The 16559-nt window shown below is 61.9% G+C and carries 16 protein-coding genes; 8 read left to right on the forward strand and 8 right to left on the reverse strand.

What is annotated here, in order from left to right; all coding sequences use genetic code 11:
• Positions 1–19: 19 nt before the first annotated feature.
• Positions 20–949, reverse strand: a complete 930-nt coding sequence (locus AC1RQP_RS33160) for a LysR family transcriptional regulator (RefSeq protein ID WP_492941241.1) — start codon at positions 947–949, stop codon at positions 20–22.
• Between the two features lie 102 nt (positions 950–1051).
• Between AC1RQP_RS33160 and styA the strand changes: the two genes are divergently transcribed.
• Positions 1052–2302, forward strand: coding sequence for a styrene monooxygenase subunit StyA (gene styA / locus AC1RQP_RS33165; RefSeq protein WP_492941243.1), 1251 nt, complete (start codon positions 1052–1054; stop codon positions 2300–2302).
• Between the two features lie 23 nt (positions 2303–2325).
• Positions 2326–2811, forward strand: coding sequence for a styrene monooxygenase NADH-dependent flavin reductase subunit StyB (gene styB / locus AC1RQP_RS33170; protein ID WP_492941245.1), 486 nt, complete (start codon positions 2326–2328; stop codon positions 2809–2811).
• A 15-nt stretch (positions 2812–2826) separates the two neighbouring features.
• Here the strand turns inward: styB and AC1RQP_RS33175 are convergent, their stop codons facing one another.
• The 3 genes from AC1RQP_RS33175 to AC1RQP_RS33185 all read right to left on the reverse strand — a co-directional run bounded on the left by AC1RQP_RS33175 (position 2827) and on the right by AC1RQP_RS33185 (position 5278).
• Positions 2827–3510 (reverse strand): class I SAM-dependent methyltransferase, encoded by a 684-nt coding sequence (locus AC1RQP_RS33175; protein WP_492941247.1) that lies wholly within the window; start codon positions 3508–3510, stop codon positions 2827–2829.
• A gap of 244 nt (positions 3511–3754) precedes the next feature.
• Entirely contained in the window at positions 3755–4228 is a 474-nt protein-coding gene (locus AC1RQP_RS33180; RefSeq protein WP_492941249.1) for an Rrf2 family transcriptional regulator, read from the reverse strand.
• 111 nt (positions 4229–4339) lie between these two features.
• A complete protein-coding gene (locus AC1RQP_RS33185) occupies positions 4340–5278 on the reverse strand; it encodes an acetamidase/formamidase family protein (protein ID WP_492941251.1) in 939 nt (312 codons plus the stop codon).
• A 180-nt stretch (positions 5279–5458) separates the two neighbouring features.
• Between AC1RQP_RS33185 and AC1RQP_RS33190 the strand changes: the two genes are divergently transcribed.
• The 5 genes from AC1RQP_RS33190 to AC1RQP_RS33210 all read left to right on the forward strand — a co-directional run bounded on the left by AC1RQP_RS33190 (position 5459) and on the right by AC1RQP_RS33210 (position 9871).
• Positions 5459–5851 carry a transposase gene (locus AC1RQP_RS33190; RefSeq protein WP_239627781.1) on the forward strand — a complete coding sequence of 131 codons (393 nt, stop codon included), beginning with the start codon at positions 5459–5461 and terminating at the stop codon, positions 5849–5851.
• Positions 5852–6158: 307 nt separating this feature from the next.
• The gene (locus tag AC1RQP_RS33195) at positions 6159–7202 is read left to right on the forward strand and encodes an ABC transporter substrate-binding protein (protein WP_131871764.1); all 1044 of its coding nucleotides are present in this window, start codon (positions 6159–6161) and stop codon (positions 7200–7202) included.
• The gene (locus AC1RQP_RS33200) at positions 7199–8026 is read left to right on the forward strand and encodes an ABC transporter ATP-binding protein (protein ID WP_492941253.1); all 828 of its coding nucleotides are present in this window, start codon (positions 7199–7201) and stop codon (positions 8024–8026) included. Before AC1RQP_RS33195 ends, AC1RQP_RS33200 begins: the two co-directional genes overlap by 4 nt.
• A gap of 20 nt (positions 8027–8046) precedes the next feature.
• Positions 8047–8874, forward strand: coding sequence for an ABC transporter permease (locus AC1RQP_RS33205; protein WP_492941255.1), 828 nt, complete (start codon positions 8047–8049; stop codon positions 8872–8874).
• Positions 8875–8947: 73 nt separating this feature from the next.
• A complete protein-coding gene (locus AC1RQP_RS33210) occupies positions 8948–9871 on the forward strand; it encodes an acetamidase/formamidase family protein (protein ID WP_492941257.1) in 924 nt (307 codons plus the stop codon).
• Positions 9872–10089: 218 nt separating this feature from the next.
• Here AC1RQP_RS33210 and AC1RQP_RS33215 read toward each other — a convergent pair whose 3' ends face one another.
• From AC1RQP_RS33215 to AC1RQP_RS33225, 3 genes are all read right to left on the reverse strand, one after another.
• Positions 10090–10686 carry a hypothetical protein gene (locus AC1RQP_RS33215; protein ID WP_492941259.1) on the reverse strand — a complete coding sequence of 199 codons (597 nt, stop codon included), beginning with the start codon at positions 10684–10686 and terminating at the stop codon, positions 10090–10092.
• A gap of 1288 nt (positions 10687–11974) precedes the next feature.
• Entirely contained in the window at positions 11975–12955 is a 981-nt protein-coding gene (locus tag AC1RQP_RS33220; protein WP_492941493.1) for a DUF1254 domain-containing protein, read from the reverse strand.
• A gap of 74 nt (positions 12956–13029) precedes the next feature.
• A complete protein-coding gene (locus AC1RQP_RS33225; RefSeq protein WP_492941495.1) occupies positions 13030–14445 on the reverse strand; it encodes a DUF1254 domain-containing protein in 1416 nt (471 codons plus the stop codon).
• A gap of 181 nt (positions 14446–14626) precedes the next feature.
• On the opposite strand from AC1RQP_RS33225, the gene AC1RQP_RS33230 reads away from it, so the two are divergent.
• Entirely contained in the window at positions 14627–15229 is a 603-nt protein-coding gene (locus AC1RQP_RS33230) for a Crp/Fnr family transcriptional regulator (RefSeq protein WP_492941261.1), read from the forward strand.
• 447 nt (positions 15230–15676) lie between these two features.
• On the opposite strand, the gene map is transcribed toward AC1RQP_RS33230, so the two are convergent.
• Entirely contained in the window at positions 15677–16435 is a 759-nt protein-coding gene (gene map, locus AC1RQP_RS33235) for a type I methionyl aminopeptidase (RefSeq protein WP_492941263.1), read from the reverse strand.
• Positions 16436–16559 lie beyond the last annotated feature (124 nt).

The raw sequence follows: 16559 nt of genomic DNA on the forward strand, positions 1-16559 counted from the left end.
AATGATGCGCGGGACGGCGTCAACCATCTGCACGGATGCCGGTGCTCTGCGGCCAGGACATTGCGAAATGTTCGGCGCGCTCCACGAGGAGATTCAGGAAGGCTCGCGCGCGTGGCGACATCCACTGCGTCTCCGGATAGACCGCATGCAGCGGCAGCGCGGCGATCGTGTAGTCCGGCAGCACATGCTCGAGCTCGCCGCTGCGAAGACCGTCCGCGGCATTCCAGTCGGGCAGGACCGCGATGCCGAGATGATGCATCGTCGCCTCCTGCATCGCGTCGGCATCGTCGACATGAATGGGTCCGTTGATGGACGCGACGTGACGTCCATGCTCGGATTCGAACGCCCATTGATGCGCCGGCGACATCCTGGAATAGACGATGCACTGGTGCGCGCCGAGATCGTCGGGCGTCCGCGGCATCGGGCGGCCGTGCAGATAGGTGGGCGTCGCAACCAGGTAGCGCTGCACGGTGCCGAGCCGGCGGGCGACCAGCGTGCTCGCCTCCAGGTTTCCGATCCTCAGGGCAATTTCGATGCCTTCCTCCACCAGATTGACGAACCGCTCGCTGAAGCGGATGTCGACCCGAACCTCAGGATAGTGACGCACATATTCGGCGATGACGGGCATCATGTAGCGCCGTCCGAACGATGACGGCACGCCGATCCGCAGCGTGCCGGTCGGGCGGGGCGCGGCGTGCTCGACGCGCGACCGCGCCATGTCGAAATTGTCGAGGATCTGGCGCGCGAGATCGTAGATCCGGTGCGCCTCGGCCGTCGGCTTGAGCGTGCGCGTCGTGCGCGAGAACAGCTGCGAGCCGAACTCGCTCTCCAGCATCGCGATGCGCTTGCTGATCGCGGGCTGGCCAATGCCGAGCTCCTTGGCCGCCGCCGAGAAGCTGCCGCCTTCGAGGGTGCGAACGAAAGCACGCAGGCAATCGATCCGGTCCATATTTCATTCCGATCCGGAATAAATGATATCCCATATATTCCGTAGTGCGCAACATGTCGGGCCGCTAGGCTGCCTCAAAACAAGCAATCGGGAGGGAGTCACGTGGCACGCCATATCGGAATTGTCGGCGCCGGCATCGCCGGCCTGCATCTCGCGCTCTACCTGCAAAAGCATGGCGTGGACGCCACGGTCATCACCGATCGGCCGCCCGAGGACTACCGCAACATCCGGCTGCTCAATACCGTCGCGCATCACCACGTCACGATCGCCCGCGAGGACTATCTCGGCGTCAATCACTGGACCGATCCGAAGGATCACTATTACTACCACGACCACGTCTTCAATTTCCCGCAGCCGCTGAGCTTTCGCGGCGACTTCTCCAAGCCGAGCCGCGCCGTCGATTACCGGATCTATCTTCCTGCCCTGATGCAGGACTTCACGACGCGCGGCGGCAGGATCGAATATCGCCGCATCGAGGAGCGCGACATCCGTCCGCTGGTCGCGCGCTTCGATCTGCTGGTCGTCTCCACCGGCAAGGGGCCGCTCGGTCAGCTCTTCACCTACCGCCCCGAGCACACGCCCTATTCGCAGCCGCAGCGGCGGCTGTGCGTCGGGCTCTACAACGGCGTGCGGCAGCCCGATCCCATGAACGTCACGCTTTCGGTCTCGCCCGGGCATGGCGAGATGATCGTGATCCCGACCATTACCTTCGGCGGGATTGCCAACGCGCTGCTGATGGAGAATGTCCCGGGCGGCGACATGGAGGAGCTGGCGACGCTCAGCTACGACGACAACCCGAAGCACTTCCTGAAGGTATTGCTGGGCAAGCTGGAGAAGCATCACCCGACCACCTACGACCGCATCGATACCGCCCGCTTCGATCTCGCGCAGCCGCAGGATCTGCTGCAAGGCGGCGTGGTCCCGACCGTGCGCAACACGGTGGTCGAACTCGACGACGGCAAATGCGCGATCGCGCTCGGCGACGTCCATGCCATCGTCGATCCCATGATGGGCCAGGGCGCCAATGTCGCCTCCTATGCGGCCTTCGTGCTCGGTGAGGAGATCGTCAACGCGGACGCGCTCGATTCGCGCCTCTGCGAGAAGATCGATCTGAAGCGGCAGGACCGCGTGCTGGCGGCCTCGCGCTGGACCAATGTGATGCTGCAGCCGCCGACGGAAGCGCTGGGCATGCTGATCGGCGCGATGAGCCAGAATCCGGCACTGGCGAACGAGTTCACGGAGAATTTCAACTATCCGGACCGGCAGTGGGACCGCATCTCCACGCCGCAGCGCATCCAGGCCTGGATCGAGCGCATGTCGGCGCCGCCTGAGCCCGTCAGGGCGATTGCTTGAAATCGATGCGAGCGGAGACTGAGATGCCCCGCGTCAATCCCGCCTCGTTCCGCGAGGCCGCGTCGCGCTTTGCGACCGGCGTCGCCGTGCTGACCGCGTTGGACGAGCACGGTTGTGTCTGTGGCATGACCGCGAACAGTTTCGTCACCGTCAGCCTTTCGCCACCAACCGTGCTGGTCTCCGTCATGCCCGGCCGCATGCTTCGGGCGATCTCGGCGACGGGACGTTACTGCGTCAACGTCCTGCCGGATCACGGCCGGGATCTGTCGCGGCATTTTGCGAGCCAGCCGAACACCGGCGCGGCGCCGCATTACGAGATCGTCGACGGCCTGCCGCGCCTGTCCGGCTGCATGGCCTGGTTCGCCTGCGAGGTCACACGGCACGTCGAGGTCAGCGACCACACCCTGATCATCGCTGAAGTCTCGGGCTGCGACCATCGTGACTCCACGCCGTTGGTGTTCTTTTCAAGTCGGTATCATCTCGGCCCCGGCGTGCCGGTAGATCGGTGACCGAGCCGTGACGCCTCAGGCGTAGGCCACCCAGCCGCGGAAGGCGAAGCCGGCGTAGAACAGGGTGGGGTCGGAGAAGCCGGCCTCGCGCAGAATCGCCTCGTCCTGCGCGGGCGCGAGGATCTGCAGATGGTTGGTGACGGCATCGCGCGCGGCCGCCGCCCGGTCCGGCTCGACGCCGGATGCGGCCAGGAATGCGGAATAGCGCGACAGCCACAGCGGGCGTTCCTCCTCGCCATGGGGCGCGCTCAGGTGCACGACCACGAAAGGTGCGCGCGGCTTGAGCCGGCGGCGCACCTCCGAGGCGATGCGGCGCCGCTCTTCGACGTCGACGAAGTGCAGGGTCAACAGGCAGGTGGCGCCGTCGAACGGCCCCTCCGGGGCATCGTCGACATAGCCGTGATGAAAGCGTGCGCGTGGTGCGAGTTCGCCCAGAGTCTGGCCGGCGAGCGCCAGCATCGCCGCGGACGGGTCGACGCCGTCGAAGCTCCAGGCGGGGTGCGCTTGCGCAAAGGCCTTGAGCTCGAGGCCGCCGCCGGCGCCGAGGACGAGCACCCGCGCATCGCCGGGGACGCGTTCGGCCAGGAGAATCGCCGCCATCGACTGCATGGCGTCGTAGCCGGGTACGAAGCGCCGCGGCCCCTCGGTGTATCTCGCCACGAACTGCGGATCGGAGAATGCGGCTTGAATGTCGGTCATGATGTCGTCCCAGTGAATGGAGCGGAATGGCTTTAGGATGAATCGATTGCCGCGGCGCTCGTTCACCTCTCCCGCTTGCGGGAGAGGTCGGCGCGTCTGGGCGATGCGAAGCATCGTCCCACGCGCCGGGTGAGGGCTTTCTCCCCTTGGAGACTGTCCCATTGCGGAAACACCCTCTCCCCAGCCCCCTCCCGCAAGCGGGAGAGGGAGTGCACCGCCGGCGGCGCAATCACATCTGATCGCATCATGCTTTAGAGCCGTTCGCGCGATGCGCGCTGATATCGTGGATCTTTCGAGACCCGAGCCGCTTGCGCAGGTCCTCGCCCAGCATCGCCAGCGTGACCTCGCCGAGCCGCGACAGCAGCAGTGCCTCGGCGTCGCGAAAGGCCTGATCGAGCGCGGCATTGACGGCCTGCTCGACCAGGCAGCCCGGCGCCTCGGTCCGGTTGCCCATGGCCAGCAGCGAGGGACTGCCGAGCGCCATGTAGACGTCTCGCAGCGTCACCTTCGTGAGGTCGCACGCAAGCCGCCAGCCGCCGCCATGCCCCTTCTCGGAGCGGACGTAACCGAGATCACGCAGGCCCGCCATGATGCGCCGGATCACCACGGGATTCGTGGTCATGGCTTTCGCCAGCGTCTCGGACGTGAACGGCCCGGGCTGCTGTGCCATGTGCAGCAGCACGTGGAGCACGCCGGATAGTCGGGAATCCCGTTTCATGTAACTTTATATGTTACATAATCGGCAAAGGTCAAGCCGCCGGCGACGCATGGCGGGGCCACGCCGGCGATAGCCGTGCCTGGGATCGAATTTCGGTGCCTGGGCGGGCCGCTATAGCAGCGCCTTCGGCAACAGCATATGGATGCCCTTGTTGCCGTCGACGAGTTGCGTGACGCGCAGATTGCCGGCCAGCGAACACAACATGTAGGCCTCGTTGCGCGTTCGGTTCGTCCGTGCGCAGACATGCTTGACCATTTCCCGGACCGCTTGCTTGGCGGCATCGTCGAGATCCTCGTCGAGGCCGATCGACATGAGATGCGTCGCGCTCTCGGCAAAGGGCCATTTGATATCCATGTCCTTGCGCACGGTCAGGCGGAATGTCCCGGTCACGCCGGTCTCGAGCGCGGTGATGCAGACTTCGCCGTCGCCCTGCACGCCGTGGCCGTCGCCGGCGAAGAACAATGCGCCCTCGTTGAACACCGGCAGATACAGCGTCGTGCCGGCCCGCAGCTCCTTGTTGTCCATGTTGCCGCCGAACGCGCGCGGAACGGGGGAGCCGCAGCGGCCCCAACTCGGTGGCGGGGCAGTGGCGATGATGCCGAAAAAGGGAGCGAGCGGGATCTCAGTGCCCCACGGCATGATGCAGACCTCGCGCTTGCGGTCGATCCTGGGATGGATCGTTTCATAATCCGTGAACTCGTCCGGCAGCGTTCCGAGCAGAGGAAGGACTGACACGAAGCCCCAGTCCTGGCGCACCTTCACGTCGAGGATGTCGACCTGGAGCGCATCGCCGACATTGGCACCGCGCACATAGACAGGCCCGGTAATGAAGTGAGGCCCCGGCCCGGGCTGCATGGTATCCAGGGCGAGCAGATAGTCTTCGGGGACCAAAGACCGGTCGTCCGGCAGCGTCTCCTTTCCTCCGGCCGGGAAGCTGTGCAGTGTCACGCTGTCGCCGGAACTGACCTCGAGGACAGGCGGCGTGTTGCAGTCCAAATAGCCCCACACCATGTTTTCGGGCGTGGCGGGTATCTCGTGGCGGCGCTGCATTGGACAACTCCAGGCGTAGCGGTTCGGCATTTTTGGCTCCAAGAGCAATCCGCCCCGGATCGCCACGGCTGCGATCGGCAAAATCGTCCTCGGATATTCTAGGCGCCGGCAATCCTTCGGCTATACTGACCTCAGGCCCAGCGCGGGGCCGGCGTTCGAGCCTCTGCAAATGACGGGCCGATGGAGAGAACGATGAGGCGATCCCGATTCACCGAGAATGAGATCATTCATCTCCTCGCCGAGGCGAGTTCCGGGGTGTCCATTGCAGAAATCTGCAAGGCCGCCGGCATCACAGAACGTACCTTCTACCGGTGGCGTCGCAACTTCGGCACGCTCGATGTTCCCGCCGTCCAGCGGATGAACGATCTGAAATCGGAGAATCTGCGTTTGCGCGGGCTGGTCAATAATCTCTTCGAACTTCTGCGCAAGGCGGATGGCGGCGTCAGGAAGGACGAGGTTCCTTTGCAGTCCCCGGCGCCGCCGCGCGAGCCGACCCGGGCGAGCCGCATCGCGGCCGAAAAATGCGGAGGAGCCTTGACTGGCCGCTTCTCCTCGGTGCGCGTCAATCCGTAGTCGCGTGCGGCCGTCGCGGACGGCGTGGCTATACGCTACGCGGCCTGCAAATCTTTTATGCAGTCAAAATGTCAGAAATGACGAAAACCATTCGCGCGCGGTGCTGAATTCGGCAGCGCGATGATGCGGCGGGCAGCAAAGCCGCGTCTTCAGGCCATGCACCGGCACTCTGCGTCAATGGCGTGACATATTGAGGGGCCGCGCCAAATCGCAAGCAAATTGCGTCGCTTATTTCGGCTTGATGCGGAGCAGTCGGCGCCTAGTCTTTGGGCTACCCCGCCAGCATTTCCCTGGAGAAGTCAGCGCCATGACCGACCGTGTTCGTCCCGCTCCGCCGAGCAGCCGTGCGCTCAGCCGCCGCACCTTCCTTGCCGCCTCGTCCGTTGTCGCTGCTGGAATCGGCGCCGCGCCGTTGCTTGGATCCCGCATTGCCTCCGCCGCCGAGCTCAAGACCGTTCGCTTCAGCGAGGCCGTGCACAATCTGGGCTACATCAACCTCTACGTCGGCATGCACGCCGGCATCTTCAAGAAGAACGGTCTCGACATGAAGGTGACCGCCGCCGGCGGCGACACCCAGACCTTTGCGGCCGTGCTCGGCGGCTCCGCGGATTTCGCGATTGGCGATGCGACCATGGCGCAGATCTCCCGCGAGAACGGCGGCCCCGGCGTCGTGGTCGGTACGGTCGTGCAGCGTGCGCACTATTTCGGGGTGTCCAAGACGCTCAAACCGATCACCGACCCGAAGGAGTTCAAGGGTCTCAAGATCGTCACTTCGCCCGAGCCCAACACAAATTTCAGCGTCACCAAGCGGATGCTGGAGAAAGCCGGCCTGAAGCTGGGCACCGACGCTACGATCGTTCCGGTCAATCCCGGCACCGAGATCGCGGCGATGCTGGCCGGGCAGGCCGACATGGCGGTCGCCTATCAGCCGAGCGTCGCCGCCGCGGAGGCTCAAGGCGCCAAGGTCGTGTTCGACTTCTCGAACTATGTCGGGCCGTTCTGCAATACCGGCATCATGGTGCTGCCCTCGACGCTCCAGAAGGACCCTGCAATGGTGCAGGCGCTGGTCACGTCCTTCGAGGAGGCCTCGCGCAAGACCTACGCCGATCCCGCCTTCGCCAAGGAGGTCGCGCGCAAGGAATTCCCCGATCTTCCCGGCGACGTCGTCGACAAGGCGATCGACGCCGAGTTGAAATATCTCATTCCCGCGCAGTCGGTCATCACCAAGCAGGATCAGTGGAAGAACCTGATGGACATGCAGATCTACCTCGGTAACGCCAAGGGATCAGTCCCGTTCGATCAGATCATCGACAACTCGTTTGCCGAAAAGGCGATTGCCAGCCTGAAATGAGCGTTGAGGCTGCCACACACGCAAGGCCTGGCGAGGGCGAGGCCGTGAACGGCACTGCTCTCCCGCTCGTCGTCGAGCACGTCGCAAAAGGCTACGACCTCAACGGGCAGGTCGTGCCGGTGATTGCCGATCTCAGCCTCACGCTGCGCAAGGGTGAGATCGTCAGCATTGTCGGTCCCTCCGGTTGCGGCAAGACCACATTGCTCAACACGCTCTGTGGTCTGCTGGCGCCCGATGCCGGCCGCATCCGCTGGCACGGTCGGCAGGTCGTTGGTCAGCCTCAGAACGTCGGCTACATGCTTCAGAAGGACCTCCTGTTCCCGTGGCGCACGGCGCTCGCCAACACCATGCTCGGCCTGGAGATCCGGGGTGTTCCTGCTGCCGAGGCCGAAGGCCGCAGCCGGGCCATGCTCGACCAGCTTGGACTGCATGGGTTCGCAGACCACTATCCCGCGACGTTGTCGGGCGGTATGCGGCAGCGGGTCGCGTTGGCGCGCACGCTGGTGAATGACCCGGACGTGCTGCTCCTGGACGAGCCGTTCGCCGCACTCGATTTTCAGACCAAGCTGCTCATCGAGAGTGACATGGTCAGTCTGGTCCGCAAAGGCGGGCGCTCGATGTTGCTCATCACCCATGACATTGAGGAGGCGGTTTCGATTGCGGATCGCGTCATCGTGCTGACGCGGCGGCCGACTGCGGTGAAGGCGGCTTATGAGATCGAACTCGGCTCCGATCGCGCCGACGTCATCTCGCTGCGCGAAAACCCGGATTTTAGCCGCTACGTCCGGCGCATCTGGGCCGATCTCGACGTTGCGATCCAATGACGACGGATATCGAGACCAGCATGGTTGACGCGTCGAAGTCTGCCGGAAGCGTTCCGTCGCCGGTGGCACGCGCAAAGTGGAAGCGCTTGCGCTTCGGCATCGCCGTGCTGGCGACTCAAGTTCTCGTTCTGGCCGCTCTTCTTGTCGTGTGGGAACGCGCCACGCCGAAGGGCAGCCCGGCCGCCTTCATGTTCGGATCGCCGTCGGCAATCGCGGGTTTCCTGATGCAGATGGCACAGGACGGCAGCTTGTGGCGTGATGCGGCGGTCACCGGCATGGAGACGCTGCTCGGCTTCTTCATGGGCAACCTGGTCGGCACTCTGCTCGGCCTGTCGCTCTGGTATTCGCGTTTCGTGTCCCGGGTCGTCGAACCGTTCGTCATCGCACTCGGCTCGATCCCCATCATCGCGCTCGCGCCCATCGTGATCATCTGGTTCGGCACCGGACTGGTCTCGAAGGTTGCAATGTCGACCCTGTCGGTGGTGATCGTCGCGCTGGTAACGTCCTACAAGGGAGCGGTCGGCGTCGATGGAGACCAGATCAATCTCATGAAGACCCTGGGTGCCTCGAAATTCCAGATCTTCCGGAAGCTCGTGATCCCGGCGTCGCTCACCGATATCTTCGCAGGGCTGAAGCTGACGGTCGGCTTCGCGTTGATCGGCGCCATCGTCGGTGAGTTTATGTCGTCGTCGGAGGGGCTGGGACACGCCATCTTCAAAGCCGGATCGCTCTACATCATTCCCAAGGTCTTCGCCGCGCTGGTCGTGACGATCGTGCTTGCGCTGGTTCTTACCTGGCTGGTCGGCAAGATCGAACGGCTGCTGATGCCCTGGCGCCGACAGGCATAGTGAAGATCGTCTGCGACTCTCATCCGCTTCGCGCGTCAACCTCATCACATCCGCAAATGTCCATGGAGAGACCATGTCCAAGCGCATCAGCAAGGCCGGTAACATCAAATACGCACTGTCCGGCGACGACAAGTTCATCGCTAGCGTCGAGCCCGGCGAAACCTTCGTGGTGGAATGCGCCATCAATGCCAATGACGGCACCATCCGTCATCTCGGACAGCAATTGACCGAGGCGGACGTGACGATGCCGTTCGTCAACGGTGCCACCGGACCGATCGAGGTGCGCGGCGCAAAGCCGGGCGACATGCTGCGTCTCGATGTCATGAACATGGAGCTCGACAAACTCGGCTTCACGGCGCTCTGGCCGGGCATTGGCATGTTTCCCGATTGGGTCAGGCGCAAGGAATTCGGCATCCAGACACGCGTCGTCGAGGTCAAGGACGGCCACGTGCATTGGAACGAGCATCTCCGCCTGCCGGTCAAACCGATGATCGGCGTGGCCGGTGTCGCCCCTGTGCACGGAGCGGTTCTCACCGTCGACAACGGGACGCATGGCGGCAACATGGACGTCCAGGAAATCACCACGGGCAACAGCATCTTCTTCCGCGTCAACAAGGACGGCGCGCATCTCTTCCTGGGCGACTGTCACGCCATCCAGGGTGACGGCGAATGCAACGGAATGGGAGCGATCGAGATCGCGGCCAATCTCACCGTCAAGGTCTCGCTGGCCAAGGCCCCCGCGAGATTGAATCATCCGCGCATCGAGACCGCGACCCACATCTGCACGCTGGGATGCGCTCGCCCGCTCGAAGACGCGATGCGCATGGCTTTCGAGGAGATGGTCTACTGGATGGAGGACGACTGGAAGATTCCAGCTGCGGAGGGATACATGCTGCTCGGTCAGATTGCGGAAGCCCGGTGCACGCAGGTGGTCAATCCAAAGTACACCTACATTTGCAAGGTCGAACGAAGCCTGCTCGAGCGGTACTACGGCTGAGCGGTCGTCAGCCGGTGTGCGCACCAGTGACTGACGCTTCTGAATCGGCCCCAACTGCCAGGGTCAGCCTAGAAGACCGAAACAAATCTTGCCTTTAATGCCGACTGCGAGCGGACATGGAGTTCGATCGCTGAGGGCCGGCCGAAGTGCGGAAATATGCCACCGGTCGCACACTGCGGTCGGCTCGAAAGGCATCCGGCGCTGCCGGCGCATCGTGTTCAGGGCGGCGGGAGTGCTGCCGCCTTGGCAAGCTCGTCAAGCACGGTTCTGTTGGACCGTACGAATACAATGCGGGAGACTGCGGCTATTTCTGCGTCAGGTCGGCCATCTTGACCAATGAGGATAAGTCCGGCCCCGCCATTTGCCACATTTAGAATGACTGGCTCGCCGCTCCACGTCTTGATTGGTTCCATTCCGATGATGAGAAATTCACCCATGGGTTGGTCCAGATACTGAAGCCTCAATTGTGGACCGACCTCCGCAGCCGCAAGTTCAAAACCGAATCGCTGAGCACGCGCATAGATCGAAGCCAGAGTTGCGACGTCGGTTCGGAAGCCGAGTTCGACCGCCGATACCGCGACGAGCTCCACGTCTGTTCTCGTAGAACCAACGACGAAGGCCGGTCGAGCGAGAATTTCCGCAGCCAGCCCTCCGACGCTGCAGCCTTTCTTGTCCAGCGCGCTACGGAGAGCGAGCGAGTCTGCAAAAGTCCCCAGCGCAATCGTTTTCCACGTTGGGACATCGGTGGCGGATCTGACCGGCACCTGCGGTATGCCAGCCGAAGGAGCTTTCTTGAGCGTCAAATGGTTCTGCAAGACATCTCGTGCGGTGCATTGTGCCCGAGCTTCACTCGCGAGTTGGAACATGCACACCGCGCAGAGCATCGCGCAAACAAGACGGCGGTTGCGATGCCCCCTTGTCGAACGATCATGTCGTACGCGGCAATCAACTTCCTGATGAAGAACTAAGCCCATGGCAGCCTCTCTTGTGCAAGGCGCGCGCTTATCGACGATCAGAAAACTGCTTCAGTATCGTTCCGCCAGAACAGCTTCGGCCAACAACGATCACCAGGCGTAGGACAGGCTTCGTTTGAAAACGCTATGTCGGTCACATCATGGCCCCGGGGGATGAAACAACGGATCTCGATCCGCGGCGCCTTGCCGAGCGTCCAATCGTACAAGCTGCCGCCTTCTGGGCTCTCGAACCAGCCATTGAGCTCGGGGCGGCTCTGATCATGCGCGTGCGCCGCGAGGGACCACCAGCAGCACGATTACCGCCCTGGTGGCGGTCGTCAGAATTGTCTTCGTCACTGCAATCTCCTCAAGCAAGCAAAGAGATTTGCGCCGCGACTTCCGCAATCAGAGTAATCGAACCACCGGGCGCCCTGATATGAACCGCTTCACATGATGCGCCAACTCCAGACCGGCTGGGTGGCTCCTGGAGTCTCCGGCTGCTGCTATGTCTGCGATGCGGAAACCAAGGTTCAATCATCAGCGACATTGTATCGCTGTCCTGATTCCCCGCCGCGAACGAACCTATATTTCCCCTCCAGGGACGCGATGGCTGCGTCGGGCTGTACGTCTGACGAGGCCGCAGACTTACGGATTGTCGTCGGTTGAAGCTCGAAATCCATCAGCCTTCCCAGGCCCCGCCCGGAGGTGGGTCTCTTTGAGCCCGCTGTCATGGTTCGCCAGAATGACTGTCCTAATTCTGAAACCCCTGGCATCCGCAACTGCGAACCGTCTGCTGTAGCAAGCAGACATCGGAAGGTCCGTTGGTGGGCACATCAAGAAAAGCTCAACGCGAGCAATTCCAGGCCGCCAGACCCCTGTGAGGCGGACCTCAAACGCGGCGCCTGCCCCCGAACTGACGTCCGTATGGTAGTAGACTGTCGCCCACGACCATCCGGGCACACTCGGTGTCGCGGCGAGATTGCCGAAAAGCCCGGAACCCAGAAGCTGACGCCGCTTTCATCTGCGAATAAGGGCTCCGGTCGCGCCAGCAAAGCCGCACCCAGGCCAAGCATCGACAGGGTGATGCTCGCGAGCCTTTGATTGCGTTTCCAGCCTTCTTCCATCGAAGGATGGTTGTCGTTGCCGAAATCTACTTGTCGGGTTGGGCTTCCGGAAACTTCCACTTTCCGTTCAAGATCTCCGTCCGCGGCCTGTAAAGCCGGACCATATAGTTCCAGCCCTTCATGATGGGCAGGCAATTGGGACTCTTTCCGTCGCAACCGCCGAATTGCACGGATACCGAATTGTCTTCGTTCTTTCGTGCCGTGATGTTGTTGAGTGAATAGGCGTTGTACTGGTTGGGCTCGAAATAGCCTTCCGCGTTGTACAGGCTTATCGACCAGAACCCGTCGACCGGCACATCCTTCACATTCAGCTTGTAGATCGTTGTGCCATCGTTCCGGCCAGGGACGACGTTGAGGTAGAGTGCCTCCTTTGGAGGATTTGCCCCCCAGCCAAGGGCAGCGCCGATCACGAAGCGGAGGGGATCAACCTCCCCCTTGCGTCCATACATTCGGCTCGTATCGGGAAGTGTGGTTCCCAGCGCCAGCAATGCATCACGCACCTTCTTCTGGCTTGCTTGATCCCAATCGGGAATCTCGAACTTCCCGGCCTGCTTTTGCGACACCTTGATCGCGTCCTGCAGCGCGTGCACCTCCTTGAGGTCCTGAGGATCGGCCGGATCGACGAGCGTTCGAACGGCGGCCAAAGCGTACCGTGTGCCAACGTCCTTTCGTGTAAGCGTGATGGAGCCGGGCTTGTAGAACACACCAAAGGTGTACTGGTCTTCGTCGATCACTTGTAGCGACATGAATCGCTTGCCAGCGTTCGGCAGCGTTATCGTGACGGGCCCGGCATCGAGGTCGAACACGGCGGCCGAATAGAGGGTGTCTCGGTTGAGACGGATGATAGTCTGCTTGTCCAGCGGCGCGGGCGAACGGGTATGGTCGAATTTTCCAAAACCACCGCTCTTCACGACGCCGCCGAAATACAGATCCGATTCCGCGCGGGCAAAGTTCTCGGGCGTGACCAGAGCGGGCTTATGTTCTGCGGGGAATCCGCTTTGCGCCATGCCGAACTGCACTGACGTGATCATTACTGCAAGAACAGAAACACGGCCGATCTTCATGCCAATCTCCCTTACGCTCAGACGACGCGCTGCAACGGCGGCTGCTTCCATTGGCCGTTCAAAGCCTCTGCCTTGGGCCAGTATATGCGAAGCGTCGTCCAGAACGGTCCCTTGGGGCAGGGCAGCCAGTTCGACTCGCGATCCGCTCCGGGCGCTTCATTCTGAATGTGGAGTGTGTAAGCGCCATCGGGATCGCGCTTGAGGCTATCGAGCATCGTCGAATTGATCAGATAGCGGTTGATCTTGTTGGCGTAGAGCAGGCTCGACGGCAGCTCGTACATCGTGAGGGACCAGAAGGCATTGGCTGGCGGCAATTGTCCTGGCTTGAAGCGAAGCACGTAGCGGTTTGCACCGTTGAGCATGCCGCCGTCTGCATCCCGGAAATAGGCCGGGTACATCGCCTCGTCCCTGGTATTGCCGTAGATGCCGAGCACGGCGGATGCCATCCGGGCCATGTAGTCGTTCTTCAGCATGGCCCGCGTACCGAACCCGTCCGCCGCGGTGCGCTTGCCGGTATCAACCTCCTTCGCCTTGAACTCGGCAAACGCCTTCCAGGCGTCTGCCATTCCGTCCGTCACGGCCTTGCGCATTTCGGGCGAAAGGCTGCCTGGATCGAAGTTGTTCCCGGCCCCGATGTTCAGTTTCGCAAAGCGAACCATGAGAGATTTTTCGGACGGATGCGTCGGACAGAACTGCAGCAGGAAGTTCAACAGAACGAAGAACTCGGGCGAGCTCTTTTGCTCGTCTTGCACGAGTGGTGCTGGAAAATGGGTTGCGGACATTGGGGGCGGAGCCGGCTGACCCAGAAAGCTGGATAGCGTCTGGACCTTGTAGCCAGCCTGAACTCGTTTGACGCCGTCGAGATCGGATGAGTCGAACAGCTGTGTCCGGTAGAGCACCAGGTTGAGCTCGGTCTCGGAACGGATGACCGCCTTGATGCCTTTCGGCCTCTCGCCTTGCCATCGTGGGCCGGCCAGCAGGAAACTTCCGGGATCATTGCCCGTGGCGCGGCTTCCTACATAGGCGAAGTTGAAGGTGTAGAGATCTATGAACTGCAGTGAATAATACCGCCTCTTCTCAACGGCGGGCACTGTCAGCACCAGCGGCTCGGCACGCAGGTCTGCGCCGAGCTGAGAGTATGGGGTGTCGGAATTGGGTGTCTGGATCGCCTTGTCGTCCGGGGTAAAGACGCGCGCGACGTTGTTGATTGTATTCCACGGCGCCTTGAACTCGGGATCATCGCGATCGACGAAGTACGACCTCATGATGCGATAGTTTTCCAGCATCGGCACGCCGTAGATGGTCGCTTCCCTGGCGATAGCTCGCGCATCGCTCGGTGCAAGCGATGTGGCCGCGGCGGCATTCGTGTTCACGCCGACGGATATGGCAGCCGTCCCGAGTACGAAGTCGCGACGGGTCAAAGGCGTTGTCATCACTCGAACCTCTCTCTTCCGAGCTGTAGGCGCGCTTGAGTTTAACGACCTCAAAATGCAAGATTGTCCGGAATCGGACAAAGGGTGAGCGTTGATGCAAAAAATATCTAAGGTTGAGTCCGAAGAGATCGCAAGCGCGTCGGGCTGGCTCACCCGGGTACCAAGCAAGTTTAGGGCGGACGTGCTGGATCATTCGGTATTGATTCAACTGAAGAAGGGAGAGGCGCTGTTTCACGTCGGCGATCCGCCCGGCGGAATTTACGGGCTCGTGGCCGGCACCATTAGCGTCAGTCTGGCGCCCCTCGATCACGCACCGCGCTTGATGCTGCTCGGTATACCTGGCCACTGGACGGGAGAGGCTTGCTTTCTAACGAGGAAGCCGCGACGAGGAGAGGTGAGAGCTGCCCTTGATACGACGCTGCTGCACGTGCCGCTCGATGCGCTGGACCGAATGGCGGCGAAAGACCCCACGGTGTCGCACCACATCGCGCAGATCCTGATGATGAGCGTCGAAACTTTGCTCGAGGTCGTGCATGACTTGCAGAAGCCCCAGGCGGATCGTCGCATCGCTTCCGTCCTGCAGCGGACGATAAGAATTGGTGAAGTTCCTCTGCCCTTGACTCAAAGCGAGCTGGGCGTCATGGCCAATGCATCACGCAAGCAGGTGAATGCCGCATTGAAGCAGTTCAAGGACGCCGGCTGGCTCACGCACACCTATCGCTCGATCATTGTAAATGACGTCAATGCGCTTCGCCGATATGCCGACGCGGAGAGGGATGATTGAGATTCGCGGCTTGCGCGTGATTTCACTCGTCGGTGCGTCGGGAGTCGCGAACGGGAGCTGCCGCCCAGTCGTCCACGCCTGAGTTGCTTCATGCAATACAAACACGATGATGCATGCTGTCCGTCCTGCCAGAGCCGCGCCGCCAGCCTGCCCTTGTTGCGCAAATCCCGATGCGAATGTCTGACATGAGTTATTGACGCTATGGGCGATGCGTCCGTCATTTCCGGCCAAGCCGTGGTTGCCGTCGTCGGCATGGTCCAATAGCAGACGCGCCGTCTCGACTTCGCGATTTCCGAGAGGAGCAGTCTGCCGGCCGCGAACGTCTTCCTGGGGTCACATGCGGGCGTCGCGGCAATATCGTCATTGGTCCGTTTGTACCCGCAAGCCGATGTCAGGGCGTAGAGACAGAGAGGCAGCTGGGGGCCAGAAGCTGCCGTAACGTGAGAGTTACCCGGGTAAAGTCACGACGAGTGGTCCGTTCCGCGTTGCGACGACGGTGTGTTCGTATTGCACGGTCGGCGCTCTCGGACTGCTGAAGAGCGTCCACGAATCTCCAGCTTCGCCCCCATCTTCCGCCCACTCGGCGCCCAGCGAAAGAAACGGCTCCACGGTGAAGACGAGGCCTTCATTCATGATCCGCCGCTCGGATTGAACCGGCCAGGTCGCGATCTCCGTAGGCTCCTCATGCAGCGAATGCCCGACGCCGTGGCTGGCAAGATTTTGAACGAGCGTATAGTGGTTTCGGTGAGCGAACGCCCCGATCGCCTTTCCGATGTCGCTGAGCGGCTTGTTCGCGCCAATCTGCCTGATGCCAGTCCACATAGCTCGTCGTCCATCACGGCAAAGCCGCTCGATCGCTTTGGAGACCGGCGGCACGGCGAAAGATGCGCCTGTGTCGGCAAAAACACCATTCTTCTGTGCGGAAACGTCGATATTGACCAGGTCACCCGCAGCAATCCGACGGTTCCCCGGAATGCCGTGAGCGATCTCTTCATTGACACTGATGCAGGTCGCACCCGGAAAGCCGTAGCAAAGCTCGGGAGCAGGCGCGGCCCCTGCTCTTTCCAGAAGACCTCGACCGAACTCATCCAGCTCGCCCGTCGTCATTCCTGGCTCGATGGCCGCTCCCATTGCGGCCAGTGTGTTGGCGACAATGCGGCCGATCTCCTTGAGCCTGTCGAACTCGTCATCACTTGAAATCGTCATTCGCTACCCCGTTAATGTGTCTGAATTCATACTCACGGGACGAGCTTTTTACAAACACCTCAGCGACGGATCACGCCGGCGGTCTGCCACGTCCCGCTAAGATCTTCGGTGGAGGGGCGTAGGC

It is taken from the genome of Bradyrhizobium sp. GW821-FHT13H06 (assembly GCF_058803975.1).

What these genes read in the sequence shown, in the direction of transcription:
- AC1RQP_RS33160 (WP_492941241.1), bottom strand. Translation starts at nt 949, where the DNA reads ATGGACCGGATCGATTGCCTGCGTGCTTTCGTTCGCACCCTCGAAGGC.
- styB (WP_492941245.1), top strand. Translation starts at nt 2,326, where the DNA reads ATGCCCCGCGTCAATCCCGCCTCGTTCCGCGAGGCCGCGTCGCGCTTT.
- AC1RQP_RS33175 (WP_492941247.1), bottom strand. Translation starts at nt 3,510, where the DNA reads ATGACCGACATTCAAGCCGCATTCTCCGATCCGCAGTTCGTGGCGAGA.
- AC1RQP_RS33180 (WP_492941249.1), bottom strand. Translation starts at nt 4,228, where the DNA reads ATGAAACGGGATTCCCGACTATCCGGCGTGCTCCACGTGCTGCTGCAC.
- AC1RQP_RS33185 (WP_492941251.1), bottom strand. Translation starts at nt 5,278, where the DNA reads ATGCAGCGCCGCCACGAGATACCCGCCACGCCCGAAAACATGGTGTGG.
- AC1RQP_RS33190 (WP_239627781.1), top strand. Translation starts at nt 5,459, where the DNA reads ATGGAGAGAACGATGAGGCGATCCCGATTCACCGAGAATGAGATCATT.
- AC1RQP_RS33195 (WP_131871764.1), top strand. Translation starts at nt 6,159, where the DNA reads ATGACCGACCGTGTTCGTCCCGCTCCGCCGAGCAGCCGTGCGCTCAGC.
- AC1RQP_RS33200 (WP_492941253.1), top strand. Translation starts at nt 7,199, where the DNA reads ATGAGCGTTGAGGCTGCCACACACGCAAGGCCTGGCGAGGGCGAGGCC.
- AC1RQP_RS33205 (WP_492941255.1), top strand. Translation starts at nt 8,047, where the DNA reads ATGGTTGACGCGTCGAAGTCTGCCGGAAGCGTTCCGTCGCCGGTGGCA.
- AC1RQP_RS33210 (WP_492941257.1), top strand. Translation starts at nt 8,948, where the DNA reads ATGTCCAAGCGCATCAGCAAGGCCGGTAACATCAAATACGCACTGTCC.
- AC1RQP_RS33220 (WP_492941493.1), bottom strand. Translation starts at nt 12,955, where the DNA reads ATGGCGCAAAGCGGATTCCCCGCAGAACATAAGCCCGCTCTGGTCACG.
- AC1RQP_RS33225 (WP_492941495.1), bottom strand. Translation starts at nt 14,445, where the DNA reads ATGACAACGCCTTTGACCCGTCGCGACTTCGTACTCGGGACGGCTGCC.
- map (WP_492941263.1), bottom strand. Translation starts at nt 16,435, where the DNA reads ATGACGATTTCAAGTGATGACGAGTTCGACAGGCTCAAGGAGATCGGC.